This is a genomic window from Vibrio sp. NFR (genome assembly GCF_027587095.1).
Lineage (GTDB): Bacteria > Pseudomonadota > Gammaproteobacteria > Enterobacterales > Vibrionaceae > Vibrio > Vibrio harveyi.
The window spans coordinates 662,011-683,136 of sequence record NZ_JAPPTN010000001.1 but is presented as its reverse complement, the minus strand read 5'-3'; the positions used below and the strand labels follow the sequence as shown (position 1 = coordinate 683,136).

Genomic DNA, 21,126 nt, shown 5'->3' with positions numbered 1-21,126 from the left:
CCAGATCAAAAAAAGCCAGTGCTATTTTGAGCACTGGCTGTTTTATGCAAATTGAGTTTTCCGATATCAATCCGTTTGGTGATTAACCCAACGCAGGAAGAACACCCAAAGTAATGAGTAGCTGCGCCATCACAATACCAGTACCAGCGATACCTGTTACTAATAGTGCTCCTTGTCCACCTGCCACACGGTATTCACCCGTAAACTCATCAGAACGACGCACCTTTACCACCATAACTAGCGGTAGGAAGATAGCAAGAATAGCTAAAGCGATTGCAGCATAACCTAGCGCCATGATGAAACCTTGCGGGTAAAACAATGCAAAGCCTAGTGGTGGTGTAAATGTGATCACTGCTGCAACCAAACGGTTTGGCTTTTCACTGTCGCCTTTGATCGTGTCACCCAAGAATTCAAACAGACCCAAACTCACTCCTAGGAAAGACGTCAGAAGTGCAAGGTCAGCAAATACGCCTACCACACTACCAAGATTTGACTGGTGAACAGTTTGAGACAGTTGACCAATCAATGCGCTCAAACCACCGTTTTCAATCAAGGTATCTTGGCTTACTACACCAAGCGTTACAATTTGCCAGAAAATGTAGATCACGAGCGGAATTGTAGAGCCAACGATGATCGCTTTACGCAGAGACGACGTGTCACCGTCGAGGTAGTTAACAATAGCCGGGATACTGCCGTGGAAACCAAAAGAGGTAAAGATTACTGGAATAGCGGCAACGACAAGACCTTGCTCTATTGGCATGCTTAGCAAGTAAGATTCGGTCACGTTTGGCGCAAGAAATGACAAGACTGCAATCATGGTCACCATTTTAAGACCAAACAGCACGCGGTTTACTTTGTCTACAGTGCCAGTGCCCACTGTCACAACCATGGTCACGATAAGGGTAAAGATGATGGTTGAAGTCGAGCCAGAAATATCCAGACCAAACCACTCTGTCAAACGGTCACCAAACTGAGCACCACCACCCGCAATGTAAGCAGCACACAACGAGTAGAACAAGAAGAGCATGGCAAAGCTTGCAACCCATTTGCCCTTCTGGCCAAGAATTTGTTTCGCTAGAGTATGAAGAGTTGCACTGCTGTCCGCATATTGGTGAAGCTCCAGCATCAACAACGCAGTAAACGCCATTAACGCCCATAACCCCAGCATAATAATTAAAGAGGTAGAAAAACCAATGCCAGCAGAGGCAAGAGGAAGCGCCAGCATGCCAGCACCAATCGTAGTCCCAGCAATAATCAGGGTGCTACCAAACACTTTAGATCGACTCATTGTATATTTATCTTTACAGCTTTATAAGATTTATCAGCATCAGATCGGGCAACGGCATACCAAACCTAACACCATATTTGGAATGATGACGATTCTGTAGGATCTTTCTAATAAGATCAAGCAAAGTGTAAGGATAAAAATCCACACGCGTAAACTTAAGTGTACATAACTTTTTTAAACTCTAATTTCTGCAAGCAATTGGGCGCACTCCTCTTCATTCATAAATTTAGGAACAGGATAATTCCAGTGCGCTTCTTTAAGGATCAAACTCACTAACTCTCCAGTATCAGAGGATTGCAACAGTGGCGATGTTTGTTCGATGCCAATTGCGTTATACAAATCTTCTAGCCTATGAATGAAATCTTGTGCACTCGCTCTATCCTCACCTTGCGTTCCGATCAAGGCTTCACTTAGGGCTGTCAGTTGTGGCTCAATCTCAGAGAAAGAAAATCGAAGGACAGGGAGCAAAGCAAGACCATTCGCCATTCCGTGAGGTATGCCATACTTGGCACCCAAGTTATGCGCGAATGCGTGAACGTAACCAAGACTCGCTTTGGTGAAGGCTAACCCAGCATAGTAAGACGCCATTGCCATTTTGTTTCGAGCCTCAATATTACTTCCGTCTTCTACGGCTTGAGGTAAGTACTTGAAGATAAGCTTAATAGCCGCAATCGAATAGGCTTTGGTATCAACAGTCGCATTACGGGAAATGAAAGCTTCTACCGCGTGTGTCAACGCATCAATACCCGTATCAGCCGTTATCTTTGCTGGTAAACCAACCAGTAAATTCGCATCCAATGCGGCCATTAAAGGCACCAATTTCGGATCCATTAATGGGGTTTTGTGGTGGGTGTCTGGTTCAGAAACAACAGCGGCAATCGTCACCTCAGATCCAGTACCAGACGTTGTCGGAATCACAAATAAAGGCGCAGGAGTTCTCCACACGCGAAACAAACCAGCAAGCTTCTTAATGGATTTCCTGTTTGTCACACGGGCTGCGATAACTTTGGCACAATCCATGGCAGAACCACCGCCAAGCGCTAAAATCGCATCACATCCTGAGTCGAAATACATCGTTAATCCAGTCTCTACTTGATCGTATGTGGGATCTGGTTTTACTTCAGAAAACAGCACAACGTCTAAACCTCTGGCTTTCGCGCTTTCTGTTACCTGCTCCGCCATACCAATTTTTACTAAGCCGCCATCAGTCACAAGAAGCAACTTTTTAAAACCAAGATCAGCAATCGCCTCCGTCAATTCATGGAGGCTGCCAGCACCAGAGAATAATGTCGGTTTAGGGAGTGGGAGTACATAGGCGGCGGCTTTCAAACCATTGGTATAACCGCGATAAAGCAGATGTTTTAACATAACAAGTCCTTTTGTTTTGAGCTTTTATTCTAGTTGCTTTTTTAATCCGCTCGAACTGGTAAGGTCACAGATTCATCTTTCCGTTAGCATTATTGATAATACAAATATCGAGACTCTAAGCGCAAACAGGGACAGCGCCTAAACACTCTCCCTGTTTTTGATTCATTCGATTAGCACATTTAGTACGTTAATTCTGGATCGACACAATGGAAGATCTCTCCGCTTCCTCTGCCGTCTTCAAGCATGTCAAAAATCAAACGAGCAACTTCTTGACGATATACCAATCCGTGCACTTCTTTCGGCTCGACCAAAACACCGTTGCCTGTCACATCACCATCTTTAAGACCACCTGGGCGAATAATGGTGTAATCCAAATCACTAGTCTGTAACCATGCTTCTGCTAATGACTTCTCCCGGACGACACCGCCGAAGCCCGCTTTAGAGCGTTCAGAGAGATACTGCCAGCTGTCACCACAACCGAGAGACGTCACCAATACAAAACGTTTCAGTGAAGCGTGGCAAGCAGCGTCGATAAGATGGCGATGGCCAAGATAATCCACCGGAATATCCGCACGAAAGCTGCCCATAGTACTGATGATGATGTCATCTTGATTAAGCTGCTCGACAACCGCATTCACCTCAGTCGCTACCGTTGCATCACACGTAAAGGTCGAGTGGCATATCGCCTTCAATTCCGGATTCTTATCTGGATTTCTTGCTACGCCAATCACTTGAGTACCCTTATCAGCAAAATACTGCGCAATTGCCAAACCAAGACCACTGCTCGCGCCCCATATAACGACTCTTTTCATAACTTACCTTTCACAATACACATGATAATGAGAATACTTTACATCACTATTTGTGTGGTTTTCAAAGGAAGTCAATCGAACAAGGAGAAATCTTTCGAAATCAATACGTAGTTCAAAGAAATGACCAAGAGTTCTAGGCTTCGGATGAATTTTACGTGCGACAAGCAGTATTATTCTCGGCATAACTATAACTAAGCCATGTGCACCCTTTTTAGGTATCAGTTCGCTGTCGCATTCCCCTAAAAAATCAAAATAAAATAAGCACAGGCGAGTAAAAACGTCGGTAATTACAATGAAGCAATCTTCCCACTCCATCTCGGGGTTTGAAGTCGATCTAAAACAAGCCCTGATCTGGGTAGCGCGTGCGTTAGATTACGTAGGCGTAGACGATACACACCATAGCCATCGAGTCGCCTATATTGCCTATCAATGTGCGATCACCTTAGGTTGGGACATCAAAAAAGCAGAGTTCTGTTACTTTGCTGGCATGATCCACGACTGCGGAGTTTCTGAGACCCGCGAGCACATGATGCTGCTTGAACAGCTTGTTCCTCAAGACGCCAAAGCGCACTGCATCCGTGGCTACCACACGCTTAAGCAATGTCGGTTGCTCACTCAATTCGCAACGCCAATTCTTTATCATCATACGCACTGGAAAGAACTCGAACAGATCGATCTTCCGACATTTGAAAAAGACGTCGCTGCACTGCTTTACCTTTCTGATCGTCTCGATTTTATGCGTGCGTATTACGTATCTAACTGCCATAGCGACCTTGTCACCTTGCATGAGGAACTGATTGCCGAGTGTGTAATGGCAAATGCGGGCACGCTGTTTAACCCAGACATGTGCGACGCGATGGTTCAATTGATCATGACAGATGCGTTTTGGTTTGCGATGGAGTCAGAGCATATCGAAACGATTGGACTTCAATTTGAGAATATAGACTGGCTGCAAAAACAACTAACCATAGAAGACATGAACAGCTTAGGTTTGTTCTTAGCTCGTATTGTTGATGCCAAGAGCCCTTTTACTTATCAACATTCACAAAAGGTCGCTGAACTGTCTCGTTACTTGGCGAAGAAAATGGGGTTGGATGAGCACGAACAAGAGATGATTTTTATTGCTGGACTCGTTCACGATATTGGTAAACTCAAAACTCCGGATGAGATCCTTCATAAGGAAGGACCGCTGGACAAACACGAATACACTCGAATTAAACGTCACACCGTGGACACAGAGTTAGCACTGCATAAAGTATTTCCTAACGCCAAAATTGCTGAATGGGCTTCCAATCATCACGAGCGCTTAGACGGCTCAGGTTATCCCTACCATAAAACAGGTAAAGCCTTGGACGTACCATCGCGCATTATTGCGGTCGCAGATGTCTTTCAAGCACTTTCTCAAGATCGTCCCTACCGTGGACGCATGACGCAACAAGAAATCGCCATCATCATGGATGAGCAGATCAAATCAGGTAAGCTCTGTTCTGATGTATATCGAGTTTTGTCATCACACATGCAAACGTGTTATGAGCTCTCCACTCAAGCTTAACGCCGAGCCGTAAACAGAATAAAACAAAGGGACACCAGATTGGCGTCCCTTTGTTATTTCAAACGTATTTCAACGCGACCACAATAATAAGGTCTAGTGAGCGATGTCGAGCTGGTTATCTTTGACACCGTTGATACGGAACCAACCTGCAATACTGAATCGCTCAGCGTTTGTCGGCAACACTTCGTGTGGGAATTGCTCAGATAGGAACACGAACAGACGACCAGAACGCGGTGGAATAGTCGCAATTTTGTTGTCATTCAAATCGTACACCACCAACTCACCTGCATCTTCTTCGCTCCACGACTCATTCATGTAGAACACCGTGGTTAGGCGGCGGTTTTCATTGCCCTTAAAGCAGTCGAGGTGTTTTTGGTAGAAGTCACCTTTCTCGTATTTCGCGAAGTGCGCTTCGTACTCAAACAAGCCTAGAAAGAAATGACGGTTTGCTTCCAAACGGATCTCTTCCATCTTGTCTAAGAAAGACGCCACTGGTGCACCCATGTCGCGTTTCAACCATTGGATCTTGTCACTGCGAATGGTTTCAATACGAGTCACGTCGTCGTTACGACCAATACGTGCTTTCTTCCAATCATCAGGAATACAGTCACGCAGCTCAGCCACTTCCTCTTGAGAAATAAAATCATCCCAGATGTAGTATCCGTGCGTCGATAACGCGTCGATCAGTTTGTTCATTCTATTTTGTTCACTCGTATAGGTTTGGGCGGTCTATATAAGAAATCCGTGCTACAACAACAAATTCCATTTTCTATCGACACGACAAATCCACACCGTTCGCAGAATACAGACGTAAAAAAGCCGCTCTCAAGAGCGGCTCAATTTGGTTTAGTTGCTACGTTTCAATTATCGAGTTTGAAGCGCAACAGAACGAGGTCGGATTGGACGAATTCGCTGAATCACTGGGCGTTGTTTTTTCTTTAGCTGGATATGACACATTTCCAACACTAGACCAAACGCCATCGCGAAATACACGTAACCTTTGTTGATGTGAATAGCAAAACCTTCTGCCATCAACAGACCACCTAGCAATACTAGAAACAGTAGAGCAAGTGTCTTAAAGCCCGGGTAACGCGTCACTAGATTGTTGATTTTCTCCGCCGTTAATACCATTACAATTGCTGACGAGATGATTGCCGCCACCATAATAGGTACCTCGCTCGTTAAACCAACTGCGGTGATCACCGAGTCCATTGAGAACACAGCGTCAACTGCAACGATCTGCAGTAAAACCACGGCAAGACCAGTACGAACATGAGTCGAGTGACCGTGTTCTGTATGCGTTAACCAACTCCACAACTCTTTCAAGCTTTTCGCCAACAGGAACGCACCACCTGCAATCATAATCAAATCACGACCAGTAAATGCGTAGTCGCTAAAGCTGATTAACGGCTGAGTAAGCTGCATGATCCAAGAGATCGAGAACACCAAAACAATGCGAGCCATAACGGCAAGACCGATACCTAGGTTTCGGGCAAGTTTACGCTGGTGTTGTGGTAATCGTTCACACAGAACGGAGATGAATACGACGTTATCAACGCCTAAGACAACTTCAAGAGCAAACAAGGTAGCGAAGATAGCCCACGCTTCTGGTTGCATAAAAAGTTCTAACATGAGTACGCCTCCGATGATTGGAAGCCATACAGTGAATTGTTCAGTCGACTAAAGGGGTCGTCCATTAAGTTTATTTAAACCTCTGTTACTTAGGAAAGTTGAGTAAATCACCTCTCCTATTTGTTCGCAATCCCCAATTTTGTCAGGCTTATGTCAACCATCTTTCGTCCTCTAAGGGTTATTGCCACTACTCACCCCCATAAAGTGCCCAGTTGAGCCAAATCTTTATATAGAACACGAAAAGAAACACCTCTTTTTGCGTGCTTCAACAATCGTAAAAAAATGTTTCACAATAATATTTTGATATACTGAGAAAAATCACACTAGTTAGTCTTACGAATGGATTACATAACACTCTCACGCATTAGCCTTAAACACCTCACCATATTGCACATGTTGCTCACAACACACAGTGTGACTCAAGCAGCAGAACAGCTTTGCGTGACCCCTTCTAGCGTGAGTAAAACGCTAAGCCAATTGCGCGACATTCTTAAAGATGACCTTTTTTACCGCGATGGTACTCGCTTAGTTCCAACGCCGTTTGCTTTAAACATCGGTCCTTCGGTACACGGCATTCTTTCCAGTATGAACGGTTTGCTTTATCAAGGCTCATTCAATCCTGCGTATTACGAAGGTCGCTTCTCTTTGGCGATGCGTGAAAGTACCTTTGAAATTTTCGCACCAATGCTACAAAACCTATCTCAACAAATGGGCAGTCGAGCACAATTGAACGTCTACGCGAAAGAGCAGATGAGTTTTGATTCTTTAATCCGTGGACAAGTGGACTTTATGATTCTGCCGCACGATATCAGCCAACCACCTACGCATAATAAAGACTTGGTTTGGCAGACGATTTTGGAAGATGAGATGATCTGTTTGATGGGCAGTAACAACCCATTGTCAAAAGAAGATCTCTCGGTAGAAAACTACTTGTGTGCTAGGCACATTGGCATTCACGATAAAGACTTATCTCAACCTTACTTTGAGCAGAACTTAACTCAGCGCTACGCCAAACGCAGTATCGCGATGCACGTGGCGGACTTTGGGTCCGCAGCTGTGATGTGTCACCACTCAGATTATCTGTTCACTTGTTCAAAGCTTTGGGCACAAATGGCACTACAAGCGAAAGGATTAGTAGAAAGACCATTGCCGTTCGAATATGGACAAGTGGCGTATAGCTTGGTGTGGAACAAAGCGAGCCTCAACGATCCCGCTTTAAGATGGCTACAACAACAAGTGCTTAAGGCTTGTGAAACCTTAGGAGGATGCAGCAAACCAAGAGTGAATAAACTCTAAAGTTATCCCCGCTACGTTACACATAGACCGATGGCATGGTCATTGGTCTGCTAACGAATTGGCTCAATTGAGCGTGGAAGCGCTCCATTTCATCCTGAGAGCATTTCTCCCAGCCAAGGGCTTCGCCGGTTACACCATGATGCTGAAACGCGTTCAAACGAATGTTGACTGATTCAGGTAACGCTTGCAGATAGTGCCCAACTGTTGCGACTTCCGTATCGAGATCGCTCTTACCTGGAATATGCAGTAAACGCACTTCATACAACTTGCTTGCTTCGGCTAAATACTGAATTGCTTGAAATACACGGTGATTATCCCGCCCTACTAACCAGTGATGCGTTTCACTTTGCCACGATTTTAGGTCGATCATCGCCCCATCCATATACGGTAGGACTTTTTCCCAACCTGCGGTAGATAAAGAGCCATTGCTATCAATGAAGCAAGTAAGATGTTGCAATTCAGGGTCCTGTTTAATCCTTCTAAACAGCGCAATAATGAAAGGAAGCTGTAAGGTAGATTCCCCACCGGATACCGTCACACCGCTAATAAAAAAGCGCTGTTTTCGTATCAAATCGAGCATTGCTTCCACAGAGTAGTCAGTAATTTTTGGATTAGATTGGTGCTGACATATCTCTATACAACGATCGCAGTGGGTGCACTCCTCTTTAAGCCAAACAACGTTGTTGCTTTTGTCGAACTTCAGTGCGCCAACAGGACACTCGCTCACACAATCCCCACAATGGTTGCAGTGATTGATTGTGTGCGGATTGTGGCAGTTGATGCACTGATAGTTGCAACCCTGTAGAAAGATGACTAGACGGTTTCCAGGTCCATCAACACAAGAGAACGGAAGGATACGAGTTACCTTAGCCAAGAGGTGTTCCGATCGTCTAGCCATCTTATTCTTATCCGTCACCGATTACTTAGCGTAAGTCGGTGACATTTCATGACTCTCCACACGTGGTGAACGCTCCAAAATACCGGTGTTCTTCGCCGCTTCTGCGCCTAGGAATGTAGTATTAGTACGTGAACCTTCTGCATCGTATTTCGCGATATCAGACAGCTTCACCATGTAACCCGTCACGCGAACCAAGTCGTTCGATGCTACGTTTGCCGTAAACTCACGGTAACCAGCATTCAATGCGCCTTTACATAGGTTGAACATCGCTTCTGGGTTCGATTTCACGGTTTCGTCGATAGTCAGAATGTCACTGATGCCAGAACGGTAGTATTGGTGATGACCTGCCGTCGCTTGCACGTAAGACACTGGATCTGGTTCGTTGCCGTAAGGAATGCGTACGCCCGGCGTCACATCCAAATCTAAGCTGATGCCACCTTGCGCGTGTAGTAGCGCTTTGCCTTCCAAACCAAATTTCACTGATGTGTTTTCTACCAATTCAGCCAACTTCGCAGAGATCTTATGACCTAGCTCATTTGCCGCTGTGTCTTGACCATAACGACTCGCATTGCCCTCTTTCTCTAGCAATACGTTTACCGCTTCTGCCATGCCATAAATGCCATACATTGGCGCAAAACGAGACTCTTCGATCAGACCTTCTTGCGTTAGAAAGCCTTTAAAGAATTCAGATTTCTCATGCAAATGTGAAGCTCGAGCATCCATCAACTCAACCATCAAACCGTGGTATTCTGGCAGAACGTTGTTGAAGAAATCTTCACGGTTATCTGCACGATTCGCCGCTTCTTTTAGATTCATACGCACTAACGTGTTTGAACCACCAGCCAATGGCAGAGAGTTGTAGCAACTCACGATACCAAAGCGACCACCTTCGTACGCGCTCACATGCATTGGGTAGTTTGCGATGTGCGGCTTGCTGCACTCACAAATGTTTTGTGTTGCTTGTTTTAACAGGTCGTCTGGTGTAACTGCTTTGTCGTACATGAACGTTAAGTTTGGCGCGATCTGTTTTAGCTCTGCGTCAACTTTCAAAATCGTACGACAAATGATGTTGTCCGTAGGACCAATATTCACGTGCATGAACGCGTCTGGCAATGTGCGATCAAGCATGACCCAGAAGTGTTTCAGTTTTTTGTATATTTGCTCGTCAGTTAGGTCACCCACGTAAGGCATTAGCACGTCATCAAGTTGACCAAGGTAAACGGGAATGTTGGTTACCGAAGGCACGTGATGATAAATGATGGTCAACATGTTGATCGCATCATCAAAATCTTCTGCTGGAGCTAACTCCAAGTATTCAGAACCTTGAGAAAGAAATTTTGCGTAATCTGGCAAAACATAGCGCGGCTTAAATGGCGCGTGACCTTCAAACATGTCACATATGACGCCTTGCTGCATCGCTTGGCTTACCTCGTCAGAGACGGTCATATATGGAATTGTGGCTTCGGCTTCCAAAGCAAGAAAGTTTGATTTCTGTTTTGGAGATAAGTTGCTATCGGTCGCGATAGCAAGGAAACGCTGCTGAAGATCAGAAAGGCTTTGAGTCATCTAAGATGTTCCTGGAGAAAATACAACGAATACGTCCTTTCAAATCGTTTGCTCACTTTTGAGCATTGGTTGAAAGGACGCGTTGAATTCTACGCCTTGAGAGTCTTTGCCACTAATGAAAAAAACCAAAAAGTTGATTTCCATTTTGGAAATAAGACTTTGCTAATTTAGCCTAAGTTTTAATAACTTAGCGAAATAATTATCAATTCAGCTACGATGCGCAGTCGACAACATAACGCCCGCGCTAATGAATACACCGCCCGTTAAACGATTGAATAACTTCGCTCGTCCTTTCGCAAATAACCAATCCGATGTTTTCACTCCCAGCAAACCATAGAAGGTCAGCCAGCTCAGTTCAAACACCACAAAGGTACTAGCAAAGACAATATATTGAGTGAATAACGATGCAGATGGGTCAATAAATTGAGGAAACAGCGCGGTAAAGAACACAATGGCTTTCGGGTTACTCGAGCCCACAATAAAACCACTGGTAAATGCGCTTAAATAATTCGAAGAAGATTGCTCCGGTTGCGCTTGTGAGAAATCCGTTTGTTTAGAGCGTAATGCTTGAATACCAAGCCAAATAAGATACGCAGCACCACACCATTTAATGATGTTAAACACCAGTTCTGAAGAGGCGATAACGACGCCAAGCCCAGTAAAAGATAAGGTAAGAATTATGGTAATTGCCGTCAGACTGCCAAGGGCGGTCGCAAAGGCATGGCGAAATCCATTACTGACGCCTTTACTCAAACAAAGCAGCGAGCTAGGACCAGGAGAGGCAGTCAGAACAAGTATCGCAAGGGTGTAGTAGATCCAAGTATCGAGTTGCATTGGCGCTCCTTTCCAATGTGTTGATGGGGGTACAGATCGTGTAGCCTACTTGCCTTTCTCGACGTTTCTATCCATGAAACGTAACGCGGAAAGACACCACATAGCTTTTATGAAAGCTGAACGACGATAACTGAACAGGCTCAAAACCAACCTAGCTTTTAGTAAAGCCTATGAGTAAGCAAGCTAAGTAGAAAAACTCAGTTTGCCTCGCTTCTAGTCCACTTTGAGCTGTTTAGTTATGCAATCAACATACTGGTAATATGCAACCGTGTAAAGCGATTCGTTGCTCGACAGATATTGTGAATAACCCACCTTAATTGCGCTTAATCGTAGAAAGGTTTTGGATCCACTTCTAACGATGATGGCGCTACTGCTTTCTCAACCGAATGTGAGCTGTTTTTTAAATCTACCATAGCAACATCGATGTAACGCTTATACTTACGTGAGTAGAAACACTTCACTATGGGTTTAAGTGGCTGAGAATCGTTGGATGTCCACACAATGCCAACTCGACCATCACTCAATTGTACTATCGAGCCCACAGGGTACACACCTATGCAGTTGATGAACTTGTACACCAAGTCGGGATCAAGGTGGAATGGCGTCAAACTCAATAAGATTTTAAACGCTTCTGCCGAGCTCATGCCCTTTTTGTAGACGCGATCCGCCGTCAATGCATCATAGATATCAACGATACAGCTCATGCGCCCATGCATCGGGATTTGCTCACCTGATAAGCCCAGTGGGTAACCAGTACCATCAAGTTTCTCGTGGTGCATCAAGCACACATCACGACTCACGCTACTCAATCCTTTAACGCCAACAATGATCTCACCTGCGAACACTTGGTGGAGTTTCATGTGTTCAAATTCTTCCGGTGTTAAGCGAGCAGGTTTATGCAAGATCTCATCATCAACTTTGATTTTACCAACATCATGAATGATGCCGCCGATCGCAAGTTGTTTCAGCGTCTCTTTGTCTAGCCCTAAATGCTTACCGAAAGAAACCAACAAACAAGCGACATTCACTGAGTGCTCCAAAAGGTAACTGTCTTTTTGGCGCAGCGCTGATACACATTGGAGTGCATCAGAATCGATGAATACGCTGTCAATCATGTCATCGGCCCACGATTCAATCTCGTTGACCTCAATGATTTTTCCTTCAAAGGTTTGGTTCAGCAGCTTTTGCGCTAAACACTTCGCTTCCGCAATCAGTTTTTTGGCACGCTTGTGCTGCGCCTCGCGGGAACGGAACGCTCGCTGGATTTGAGGAGTGGTCGTGATTTCAGAAGCTGACAACGTAATGTCATGCTCTTCCTCAACAGGCTTAAAGACGCACTGCTGCGCTGAGAGTTTCTGATCGACCCAAACGTACTTTACGCCGCTCGCATGCAGTTTTTTGATGCCCTGCTCCGTAGAGACACGACCAGCATTCGCGAGGTTGACACGTTTGTTCTGTTCAATCGCAGTAACGAACATACCGATACTGACGTCTGCGATCGCTATTTTTATTGAGTCTTCTGGTTTGTACTGCATACGCGCAACTTGTTAACACTTATTATTTAGCAAACGCATTATAAGAGATCTGACCATTCACTGTTATAAGAATTCACTATCATTTAGAATTAATGAGCTTTTGGTCAATATATGAGACAACATCGCCACAATAAACCACTTTTATTTTATGGACTTAGGTCAAGATTTCATCACAGATGCTGACAATTTCGATAATTTGGGTGCTGAATCAATAACTTCTCAATACAAATGGTATTTACTGTTGACTAAGTTTTATAAATACCGATTATTAGTCGCATTACTCTAATAATTATTCTACTTACACATAAACACCGTAAGCTCATTAACATAACAGACTGTCAATCTGGACCGACTTCTTTCGTTTGCAGTGTAAAAGGACAAACTTCAAAAATATGTCATTTGCGTGTAGCTCGACTTATATACTTATCTCCAAGACGGCTTGGGTTATGGGGGAAGTATCTTGACCAACAAGGTTGATCAAACTATTTCAGAACACGATCGTGATTTTTTACAGATCGTTGAACAACGCTTCATTCATATCTTCGATGTGTTTAATGAAGGACTCTTCTACATGGATGAGTTCGGCAGCATGGTTTTTTACAACCAGCGTTTTTATGAGCAGTTCGGCATCAACGCTGGGCGTATCAACCTCGATAGATGGTTAGAGTTGGTGCACCCGTTAGATCGAGAACGCTTATCTAAACGTGTCGATGAACACATCACGACCGACAACACTCGCGTCACGACCACCTACCGCCTTCGTAAACCCAACGGACAATATGTTTGGATCGAAGGCGTTGCAATGACCAAAGAAACCGAACTGGGTCATTATATGGTTGGCAGCCATCGCGATATTTCTGAACGTAAGTTGATGGAGAGTTACATTCATCAAGTCGCTTTCCATGACAACGCATCCGGTATGGCCAACCGCGCTCACTTACTGCTTAACATCAGTGAATGCGTAAAATCCAACGGTGCTCATGCGTCGATTTTTTACATCCAGATCGAAGAGATCAAGTCGTACCTAAACCAATACGGTAGCGAACTTGTTGATGGTTTAGTAGAAAAGCTATTGCAAACGCTTAGTCACTTACCTTCACCAAACTGCACGGTTTATCGTGTTCACGATGACGACTTCGCGATTTTGGTACTTGACGACGTGCCGCTCGAACAGTTGCAAGAATACGCACAGACCATCAAGCAAAATTATCACGATGCCGTTGTCGAACAAGGGCAATATCTTGGCAGTAACATCAGTATCGGTTTATACCCTTCCATCGATCCGGAACACTCTGCTGAAGAAATTTTGCGTAAAGCCGCACGCACTTGCCAATACGCCAATGAGAAGAACAAAGATCGTATTGCCGTATACAGCCAGAAAACGCAGTATGCGGTTGATCGCTATTTCTTTATTGAGCAAGGCTTAAAAAACGCACTTGAAGAGCGAACACTGAGTGTAAAATTCCAACCAATCGTCAGTGCATCCGATCTGCAAGTCGTGAGTTTCGAGTCTTTGGTACGTTGGCGCAGTAAAGAGTTCGGTGAGATCTATCCAGACGAGTTCATTCCCGTCGCAGAAAACAAAGGCTTGATCGTTGAGCTTGGCTATCAAGTATTCGAGAAAGCGTGTCAGTTCATAAAGAGCTATCGTGAGCGCTATCAAAACCAAGTAAGGGTGAACGTAAACGTATCAGTATTACAGCTTCTCAATAGCGAATTTCCAAACAAAATTAAAGCAATGGCTGACGAAGTAGGAGTCGAGCCACAAGCAATTGTTTTGGAGCTTACTGAAACCTTTATATTGGACAATAACCAGGCAGCTATTGCTCCTTTGAACACCTTGAGTGAGTTGGGCTTCGCTCTCTCTTTGGATGACTTCGGTGCTGGTTACAGCTCATTAAACTGCTTCTTCGATCTGCCAATGACACAGATTAAGATTGATAAGTCGATGGCTTGGAAGACATTAACCAACCGCTCCTCTCATGAGTACCTGAAGTTCTTGATCACTATGTGTCGCGAACAAAATATAGAAGTGGTTATCGAAGGGATTGAAGACGCAAAAATGCGCGACTTCTTTACCAGTATGGGCGTGGACTACCTACAAGGCTATTGGTTCTCGAAACCGCTTTCAGTGGCGAGCGCAAGCCGATATACCTTAAGTCAATAAAGGCGCTCACTAAGAATCGGTCCTCATCATTGAACTTCCCTGAGCTGGAGACACTCCAGCTCAGGCTTTTCATTTTGTTTGCGATTTATCTCAAGCGATCAAACACAACATTTTGATCTAAGTGCTCATGATATTCGGTGTAGTCTAATCCCATATCAAAGATATATTTAGTCACCAAATTTCTGACACATTCGACCAATTGTTCCGCTTGCCATGGCTTTTCAAAGTAACGGTCAATACCTGCCGAGTTAATCGCATTAATCGTATCCGTATGGGTTGCTTGTCCTGTCAGCAGTACTTTTCGCGTATGGAGAAAACGACTGTCTTTGGAAATTTCCGTTAACAGCTCTACACCTGTTTTCCCTGGCATGACGTGATCTGAAATAATGAGAGCAATCATCTCACCTTCCGCATCCAATTCGTCCATCAGCTCAAGAACTTCATCGGCAGACTCGCAATCTTCAATGTTGAGCCATTGGCTTAACGACTGTAAGTCTTGCAGAACCGCGCTTAACACCTCTCGCTGGTCATCAACGCAAATTAAATTAAGCTTGTCCATGTTCATCCTCTACCGGTAATTTAATTCTAAATATGGTTTTCTCACTGTCGCTTTTCACCGCAATTGAGCCGTTGTAACCAGCCACAATACGTTTCACTATCGACAGCCCCAACCCTAAGCCAAACGACAACCCACCTTTTTTCGTGGTGAAGTTTGGTCGAAAAATCTTTCTGCGTGTCGCTTCATCAATCTCTGGACCATTATTCGCGATGGTCACAAGTATCTTGCTTTTACTCACACGAGTTTGGATCTCAATCGCGGGTGATTCTGTCTCTCTCATCGCATCACATGCGTTCTTTAGGATGTTGACCCAGATCTGCACCAATTCCGTTTGTGAACCAACAAACAAAGGCAAGTCAGCAGGACTAAAGCGCACGCTTACGCGTCGTAAATCGCTTTGTAACAAAGCAAGCGCTTGGTTTATCGAGTCATTGACTCTAAGCCCTTCTTCTTTATCGATGTCAGTGCGACCAAGCTGTTTCACCGATTTCACGATGCCAACAGTGTGCTTGGAGGCAATGCGTAAGTCGTGTAAATCACGCCCCATTTGCCAGTAACGAATGGCTTCTTCTGGTCGCTTTAACCAATGTTCATTTAGGTAATCGGTCGGCACTGCACGGGCGAGTTCACGAGCCAATTCTTTGGGTAAACCGTAATATTTTTCGAAATGGCGTCCCCGCTTTCTTGCCTCACTGGAAGAAACTTTTTGCCCTTGCATCAAACCAAAATCAAAGAACTGACTTGCTTCCGGATGAACTTCTTCAAGTAATTCCATGATCACGGATTCCAAACGCTCCGACTTACTACTCACCACCCCAATGGCATTATTAAGCTCATGCGCAATGCCTGCAGCAAGTTGACCTAACGTCGTCATTTGCTCTGCGGTGTGCAGCTTTTGCAGTGCTTTCTCTTTGGCTAAGGCTTCTTGCATCGCTCGACGTTGACGGCGCGACAGCTCATTGACCATGACAGGCATAAACTGCGCCGTTAATGGTCCGTATTTGCCCGCTTCCACAGCCGGAGTATTGCGCTCTATCCACGCTAGCTCAACATCCGTTTGCGCTATCACCGTTGACGACGCGGTCCACGTTCCTGAAAAGAAACTGTGCACACCGATAAATGCCCCTTTCGATGCAGAAAACACTTCGGTTTGCTTTTTACCGTCTTCGGAAAAGTAGCCAGCAAGCTCGCCTGATAACACGTAATAGAGTCGCTCGTTGTAACCGTCTTGTTCAATCAAAACCGAACCTGCCGCTACGGTAATGCGACGCTCGATATGATTGAAGTAACGCTCGACCAGCGTATCTAATTTACTTTCGTACATGGCTTAACCAATGTGTCCAACCGTGTGAAGAATCCACACCATCAAGAAGCTCAACAACACACCAACCACACCGAGCACAACGCCGACACGAGCCATTTGATTGCTTTGTACATGCCCAGTTGCATGAGCCAATGCGTTTGGTGGTGTACTGATTGGGAGAGACATTCCTAATGACGCTGCGAAAGTCACTACTAGAATCAATGTCACTTCACCGCCCAACGGAGTCAAGGACGCCATAGATGTACCAAGCGCAGCCATAATAGGCATCAGCAAGTTAGCCGTCGCCGTGTGGGACATAAAGTTAGCCATCACCAAACATAAGAACGCCGCACCAAACAACACAACATAAGGTGAGAGTTCATCAAACGGAATGCTATGCACCACCAGCTTAGCTAGACCCGTTTTATCCAGAGCAAGCCCAAGCGCAATACCACCAGACACGAGCCAAAGCACATCCCAAGAGATTTTTTTCAAGTCTTCTTTGTTGATGATGCCAGTTAGCGAGAATACCGCGACAGGAATTAAAGCGACGGTGTACGAGTTCATGCCATGAGCAGAACCCATCAACCAAAGTAAGATGGTGCCTGCAAAGGTGATATAAACGATCATCGCTTTCGGTGTTTTTAGGAATTTGCTCTTAATATTGAGGTCAATCGTGGTTTGTTCTGCTTTATACATAAAGCCGATTAAGAACCAAGCAAGAGCCATCATCACAACCACAAAAGGAACACCGAAGACCATCCACTCACCGAAGGTAATTAAGTTATCACCAACGAGATACTTCAAGGCAATCGCATTTGGAGGCGTACCAATTGGCGTGCCGATGCCACCAATGTTTGCAGCAACAGGAATACACAAAGCAAACGCGATACGCCCAGGGTCTTTGGGACCAAACACCGCAATCACTGGCGTTAGAATCGACAACATCATTGCGGTTGTCGCGGTGTTCGACATAAACATCGAAAAAATCGCCGTGATCAGCATTAAACCTAACATCACGTATTTAGGGTTTTGCCCAAAAGGCTTGAGTAGCACACGCGCCAAGTTCACATCCAAGCGATATTTAGTTGCGGCCATCGCAAGAAAGAAACCGCCCAAAAACAGCATAATGATTGGGCTAGCAAAGGTCGCCATGATGTCGTTGTATTGCAATAGCTCGCCAAAATGAGGCTGCCCTTCATCAAACCTAAAGAAAATGATGCTCTTGTTGGATACGAGCAACAGCTCAAGCACGATGATCACCACCGACGTGGCATAAATTGGAATCGGTTCAAATACCCAGCAAAGCGCTGCGAGCAAGAAGATTGCAATCACTCGTTGCTGAATAATCGTGATTCCTTCGAATGGAAAGGCTGACAATGGCATCAGCAAAACGAGCAAAGGGATCACCGTTGGGATGATGTATTTGAGATAAGGGCGCATAGTACTACTTCTCTTCCTGAGATGGTTTACCGTGAGATAACAAGCGTAAGAAGCTGTTTTTATTGGCTTCCTTTCGCCACTCCGAGAAGAAATTATGCGCGCCCTTTAGAGGAGGGTTTCTGGTGTTAGATCAATGAACTCTTATTCACGACGGAAAACATGCGGTATCTGTGTTCAAGCTCACTAATTGAGCGAAATATATTTATCGATCACACAGCGCTTCCATCATACGCTCGCTCCATAACATAGTTCGTCAGTATCGCTCCACGCACCTCAACTTGTTGTTCCTTAAGCACAGAGAATCCCATGTGTTCAAAGAAAGGACGAGCGGTAATACTCACCTCCGAATAGAGCCGTGTCAGCCCTTTTTCTTTAGCTTGCTTGAATACATGCGCCATTAGTGCGCGTCCAACGCCCTGCCCTTGATATGCGTGATGACAGAAAAAGTGGTCGACAAGCCCGCTTGATTGAACATCACTATAGCCCACAATGACCCCATCTAACTCTGCGACAAAGGGTTGAATGTCCATCATTTTCTGCAGCCAGATTTCTGAATCAAACTCGTCTGGCGCCCACGCTTTCAGTTGCTGTTCGTTGTAGTCTCGACGGTTAACATTACGTACCGTGTTATAGAAAAGTGCCCAGAGTATTGGTGCATCTTGCTCACGAAAATCACGAATAACAATCATAGTTTTTCTATTAAATCGAACTGCATTAATTGGCCTCGCACACCTGGCTCACCTACTGGGTACCAACCATGCTTGAGGTAGAAACGTTCTCCCGCATCATTACCCGGAATATAACGCAATCTTGCATATACGCAGCCCTCTTCAACAAAGCGTTTGAATAGGAAATCTTGCAATTGCTTACCCAGCCCTTGATGACGAAACTCCGGCAGCAAATAAAACAGGTTGATGTATCCGAATCTATGACCCTCTTCATCGGCTACCGGATACCGACACTCTAATTGCCCGATAATTTGGTCATCTTTGATCACATGAAAAAAACCCGCTTCGGGATCTTCCACTATCGACTTGAACCACAAGGTGATTTCTTGAGTATCGAACCCATTTTGATGACCAAAACTCACCTCATACGCGTCTTGTCGAAATGCAATGCACAAATCCAAATGACGAGATAAATCGACGGGAACAAATTCCATTTAAGCCTTTCCTTTTCTTGCTTAGCTTGCCTATATAGACATTAGTTATTTTATATAACCATAAATTCAAGAATTTTATAATTCAACCGTCGGTCATTTGAAATCATGCTTTTATAGGAGAAGTTATTATGCATGCATCATCTGTTACCCAAAAACCGACTCAATTTGGCTACTACCTAGGCGTATTTGGCGTTGCCTTGGTTCTTATCTGGCTAGGTATTTATAAGTTCACCCCTACAGAAGCCAAGCTAATTGAACCTTTGGTGCTTAATCACCCAGCAATGTCTTGGCTGTACAGCATCATCTCAGTTCAAGCAGTTTCTAATATCATTGGTCTGACAGAAATCATTGTCGCACTTGGATTGATCATCGGTTTGAAAAAACCAACCGTTGCCTACTGGTCTGGTATTGCGGCTAGCGTCATCTTTCTTGCTACACTGAGCTTCTTAGTTACGACACCAAACACATGGAAAGTTTCCGACGGTGTTCTAATCGCGAACTTTTTCCTAGTGAAAGATATTTTGTTCCTAGCAATTTCAATCAGTGTGATTGAGAAGAATAAACCGAGCTCGTTTACAAAGGCAGCCGCTTAAGTAACAGGCACTTTTAAAGTGAATGAAGAGGAGCGCCATTTGATAGTGGCGCTTTTAATCAGGCGTAATACAACGCAGTGTTTTCCATGTCAGCTCCCTTTTTAATCCTTTAAAATCGAACTTGTTAAAGTGCAAATAAAAGTACGCTTTGAAGTCCTTGAAGTTCCCAACTTAAATATCATCTATAAGAATCATACCTCCCCTATCACGCTGATTTAAATAAACATTTAATCTCGGCTCATACATAACTACTGATAAATAGTTACTTCGCTTCGAAAATTTTCATTGGGCAGCTTTTCTGTGATTGGTGCGTCTGAAATTTAGCTTGTAATCGAATACACTCCATATGCACCCCGTGCAATAAAAAAGGAATTATATGAAAACGCTTATTTATGACACGCTTGTCAACCTTGCTAACCAAGAACCTGAACACCACGCAAAGATCCGCCAAAACTTGTATGAGCAACTCGATCTGCCATTTGATAAGCAACTTGCATTGTATGCATGCGCTCTTGGCCCAGCGAGTTCAGGGAAACTGGAAAGCCGTGAAGGAATAGACAATGCAGTAGACAGCGCGATTAGACTGTTAACGACTCCTGAGCGTTAATTTGCTTTTTGTTCTGTGACGGCCCTACTCCCCTAAGGGCCGTTTTTCTTTCCGAGATTTAATCAGAAGTCGTGAGTCGCTGGACTTGTTCTGAGTGTGAGAAGTCGATGCAATAAGCGAGCTCTACCGTCCCTCCTCTTTTCGCTTGATACTGTTCTACCGCTTTACGGTCAATGAGTTCATGAATACCTGCAAACACTTCTATCGATAGATCTGAAAACTCTACGTACCCCTGCATTGCCACTTTCGCGTCTTTTGCCACTTCTGTTTTTGGATAAAACGTGGCGATGCACGAAGCAAGAGCAAAGTTCGTCAACAACTGCTCGTTACTGTGATTTTCAAGCGGACTTGCTCCTACCAATAAACTGTAAAACCAACCGACACATCCTAACCAGACGCTATTTTTCAATGTCTTCATCCTTGAGTCTCATCCAAAAAGTTTAAACTTTAAGCTAGATGCAACCTAACGCACCTTTACGTCTCATTGCACCCAGCATTTGGAATTTGCGAC

At 44.6% G+C, this 21,126-nt stretch carries 20 protein-coding genes; 5 read left to right on the top strand and 15 right to left on the bottom strand.

All coding sequences use genetic code 11. The features are described 5' to 3' along the window. Positions 1-82: 82 nt before the first annotated feature. The 3 genes from OH463_RS03015 to OH463_RS03005 form a co-directional block, all read right to left on the bottom strand. Positions 83-1,288 (bottom strand): aromatic amino acid transport family protein, encoded by a 1,206-nt coding sequence (locus OH463_RS03015; protein ID WP_009698092.1) that lies wholly within the window; start codon positions 1,286-1,288, stop codon positions 83-85. A gap of 174 nt (positions 1,289-1,462) precedes the next feature. Then, positions 1,463-2,656 carry an iron-containing alcohol dehydrogenase gene (locus tag OH463_RS03010; protein ID WP_269990470.1) on the bottom strand — a complete coding sequence of 398 codons (1,194 nt, stop codon included), beginning with the start codon at positions 2,654-2,656 and terminating at the stop codon, positions 1,463-1,465. A 179-nt stretch (positions 2,657-2,835) separates the two neighbouring features. Further along, a complete protein-coding gene (locus OH463_RS03005) occupies positions 2,836-3,468 on the bottom strand; it encodes an SDR family NAD(P)-dependent oxidoreductase (protein WP_038898684.1) in 633 nt (210 codons plus the stop codon). 292 nt (positions 3,469-3,760) lie between these two features. Between OH463_RS03005 and OH463_RS03000 the strand changes: the two genes are divergently transcribed. Beyond that, a complete protein-coding gene (locus OH463_RS03000; RefSeq protein WP_269990468.1) occupies positions 3,761-5,020 on the top strand; it encodes an HD-GYP domain-containing protein in 1,260 nt (419 codons plus the stop codon). 93 nt (positions 5,021-5,113) lie between these two features. Here the strand turns inward: OH463_RS03000 and OH463_RS02995 are convergent, their stop codons facing one another. Continuing rightward, a complete protein-coding gene (locus OH463_RS02995) occupies positions 5,114-5,716 on the bottom strand; it encodes a 2OG-Fe(II) oxygenase (RefSeq protein ID WP_009698095.1) in 603 nt (200 codons plus the stop codon). A gap of 168 nt (positions 5,717-5,884) precedes the next feature. Beyond that, positions 5,885-6,652, bottom strand: coding sequence for a TerC family protein (locus OH463_RS02990; protein ID WP_009702297.1), 768 nt, complete (start codon positions 6,650-6,652; stop codon positions 5,885-5,887). A 339-nt stretch (positions 6,653-6,991) separates the two neighbouring features. On the opposite strand from OH463_RS02990, the gene OH463_RS02985 reads away from it, so the two are divergent. After that, a complete protein-coding gene (locus OH463_RS02985; RefSeq protein ID WP_049536168.1) occupies positions 6,992-7,948 on the top strand; it encodes a LysR family transcriptional regulator in 957 nt (318 codons plus the stop codon). A gap of 16 nt (positions 7,949-7,964) precedes the next feature. On the opposite strand, the gene OH463_RS02980 is transcribed toward OH463_RS02985, so the two are convergent. From OH463_RS02980 to OH463_RS02965, 4 genes are all read right to left on the bottom strand, one after another. Further along, entirely contained in the window at positions 7,965-8,846 is an 882-nt protein-coding gene (locus tag OH463_RS02980; protein WP_269990464.1) for a YjjW family glycine radical enzyme activase, read from the bottom strand. 21 nt (positions 8,847-8,867) lie between these two features. Next, positions 8,868-10,412: a YjjI family glycine radical enzyme gene (locus OH463_RS02975; RefSeq protein ID WP_269990461.1), complete on the bottom strand. Its 1,545-nt coding sequence runs from the start codon at positions 10,410-10,412 to the stop codon at positions 8,868-8,870. A gap of 207 nt (positions 10,413-10,619) precedes the next feature. Then, positions 10,620-11,246 (bottom strand): LysE family translocator, encoded by a 627-nt coding sequence (locus OH463_RS02970; RefSeq protein ID WP_005444463.1) that lies wholly within the window; start codon positions 11,244-11,246, stop codon positions 10,620-10,622. A gap of 323 nt (positions 11,247-11,569) precedes the next feature. Then, the gene (locus tag OH463_RS02965) at positions 11,570-12,781 is read right to left on the bottom strand and encodes an HD-GYP domain-containing protein (protein ID WP_005444470.1); all 1,212 of its coding nucleotides are present in this window, start codon (positions 12,779-12,781) and stop codon (positions 11,570-11,572) included. 460 nt (positions 12,782-13,241) lie between these two features. On the opposite strand from OH463_RS02965, the gene OH463_RS02960 reads away from it, so the two are divergent. Then, on the top strand, positions 13,242-14,948 hold the full coding sequence (locus OH463_RS02960; RefSeq protein WP_005444471.1) for a putative bifunctional diguanylate cyclase/phosphodiesterase: 1,707 nt from the start codon (positions 13,242-13,244) through the stop codon (positions 14,946-14,948). Between the two features lie 85 nt (positions 14,949-15,033). On the opposite strand, the gene OH463_RS02955 is transcribed toward OH463_RS02960, so the two are convergent. From OH463_RS02955 to OH463_RS02935, 5 genes are all read right to left on the bottom strand, one after another. Beyond that, on the bottom strand, positions 15,034-15,507 hold the full coding sequence (locus OH463_RS02955) for a response regulator (protein ID WP_053052743.1): 474 nt from the start codon (positions 15,505-15,507) through the stop codon (positions 15,034-15,036). Next, positions 15,494-16,831, bottom strand: coding sequence for an ATP-binding protein (locus OH463_RS02950; protein ID WP_009698101.1), 1,338 nt, complete (start codon positions 16,829-16,831; stop codon positions 15,494-15,496). Before OH463_RS02950 ends, OH463_RS02955 begins: the two co-directional genes overlap by 14 nt. A gap of 3 nt (positions 16,832-16,834) precedes the next feature. Continuing rightward, positions 16,835-18,253, bottom strand: a complete 1,419-nt coding sequence (locus OH463_RS02945) for an SLC13 family permease (RefSeq protein ID WP_269990460.1) — start codon at positions 18,251-18,253, stop codon at positions 16,835-16,837. 209 nt (positions 18,254-18,462) lie between these two features. Beyond that, positions 18,463-18,942 (bottom strand): GNAT family N-acetyltransferase, encoded by a 480-nt coding sequence (locus OH463_RS02940; protein WP_005444481.1) that lies wholly within the window; start codon positions 18,940-18,942, stop codon positions 18,463-18,465. Continuing rightward, on the bottom strand, positions 18,939-19,415 hold the full coding sequence (locus OH463_RS02935; protein ID WP_009698103.1) for a GNAT family N-acetyltransferase: 477 nt from the start codon (positions 19,413-19,415) through the stop codon (positions 18,939-18,941). Before OH463_RS02935 ends, OH463_RS02940 begins: the two co-directional genes overlap by 4 nt. A gap of 128 nt (positions 19,416-19,543) precedes the next feature. Here OH463_RS02935 and OH463_RS02930 point away from each other — a divergent pair, with 128 nt between their 5' ends. Together OH463_RS02930 and OH463_RS02925 are read left to right on the top strand one after the other, a co-directional pair. Then, entirely contained in the window at positions 19,544-20,008 is a 465-nt protein-coding gene (locus tag OH463_RS02930; protein WP_005444484.1) for a DUF417 family protein, read from the top strand. Positions 20,009-20,384: 376 nt separating this feature from the next. Further along, complete coding sequence (locus tag OH463_RS02925; protein WP_009698104.1) at positions 20,385-20,615, top strand: PAS factor family protein; 231 nt, start codon at positions 20,385-20,387, stop codon at positions 20,613-20,615. Positions 20,616-20,673: 58 nt separating this feature from the next. On the opposite strand, the gene OH463_RS02920 is transcribed toward OH463_RS02925, so the two are convergent. Continuing rightward, on the bottom strand, positions 20,674-21,033 hold the full coding sequence (locus tag OH463_RS02920; RefSeq protein WP_009701546.1) for a T6SS amidase immunity protein Tai4 family protein: 360 nt from the start codon (positions 21,031-21,033) through the stop codon (positions 20,674-20,676). Positions 21,034-21,126: the final 93 nt, after the last annotated feature.

What these genes read in the sequence shown, in the direction of transcription:
- OH463_RS02965 (WP_005444470.1), bottom strand. Translation starts at nt 12,781, where the DNA reads ATGCAGTACAAACCAGAAGACTCAATAAAAATAGCGATCGCAGACGTC.
- OH463_RS03000 (WP_269990468.1), top strand. Translation starts at nt 3,761, where the DNA reads ATGAAGCAATCTTCCCACTCCATCTCGGGGTTTGAAGTCGATCTAAAA.
- OH463_RS02955 (WP_053052743.1), bottom strand. Translation starts at nt 15,507, where the DNA reads ATGGACAAGCTTAATTTAATTTGCGTTGATGACCAGCGAGAGGTGTTA.
- OH463_RS02935 (WP_009698103.1), bottom strand. Translation starts at nt 19,415, where the DNA reads ATGGAATTTGTTCCCGTCGATTTATCTCGTCATTTGGATTTGTGCATT.
- OH463_RS02995 (WP_009698095.1), bottom strand. Translation starts at nt 5,716, where the DNA reads ATGAACAAACTGATCGACGCGTTATCGACGCACGGATACTACATCTGG.
- OH463_RS02920 (WP_009701546.1), bottom strand. Translation starts at nt 21,033, where the DNA reads ATGAAGACATTGAAAAATAGCGTCTGGTTAGGATGTGTCGGTTGGTTT.
- OH463_RS02940 (WP_005444481.1), bottom strand. Translation starts at nt 18,942, where the DNA reads ATGATTGTTATTCGTGATTTTCGTGAGCAAGATGCACCAATACTCTGG.
- OH463_RS03010 (WP_269990470.1), bottom strand. Translation starts at nt 2,656, where the DNA reads ATGTTAAAACATCTGCTTTATCGCGGTTATACCAATGGTTTGAAAGCC.
- OH463_RS02950 (WP_009698101.1), bottom strand. Translation starts at nt 16,831, where the DNA reads ATGTACGAAAGTAAATTAGATACGCTGGTCGAGCGTTACTTCAATCAT.
- OH463_RS02930 (WP_005444484.1), top strand. Translation starts at nt 19,544, where the DNA reads ATGCATGCATCATCTGTTACCCAAAAACCGACTCAATTTGGCTACTAC.
- OH463_RS02990 (WP_009702297.1), bottom strand. Translation starts at nt 6,652, where the DNA reads ATGTTAGAACTTTTTATGCAACCAGAAGCGTGGGCTATCTTCGCTACC.
- OH463_RS02980 (WP_269990464.1), bottom strand. Translation starts at nt 8,846, where the DNA reads ATGGCTAGACGATCGGAACACCTCTTGGCTAAGGTAACTCGTATCCTT.
- OH463_RS02970 (WP_005444463.1), bottom strand. Translation starts at nt 11,246, where the DNA reads ATGCAACTCGATACTTGGATCTACTACACCCTTGCGATACTTGTTCTG.
- OH463_RS02945 (WP_269990460.1), bottom strand. Translation starts at nt 18,253, where the DNA reads ATGCGCCCTTATCTCAAATACATCATCCCAACGGTGATCCCTTTGCTC.
- OH463_RS03005 (WP_038898684.1), bottom strand. Translation starts at nt 3,468, where the DNA reads ATGAAAAGAGTCGTTATATGGGGCGCGAGCAGTGGTCTTGGTTTGGCA.
- OH463_RS02925 (WP_009698104.1), top strand. Translation starts at nt 20,385, where the DNA reads ATGAAAACGCTTATTTATGACACGCTTGTCAACCTTGCTAACCAAGAA.
- OH463_RS03015 (WP_009698092.1), bottom strand. Translation starts at nt 1,288, where the DNA reads ATGAGTCGATCTAAAGTGTTTGGTAGCACCCTGATTATTGCTGGGACT.
- OH463_RS02975 (WP_269990461.1), bottom strand. Translation starts at nt 10,412, where the DNA reads ATGACTCAAAGCCTTTCTGATCTTCAGCAGCGTTTCCTTGCTATCGCG.
- OH463_RS02985 (WP_049536168.1), top strand. Translation starts at nt 6,992, where the DNA reads ATGGATTACATAACACTCTCACGCATTAGCCTTAAACACCTCACCATA.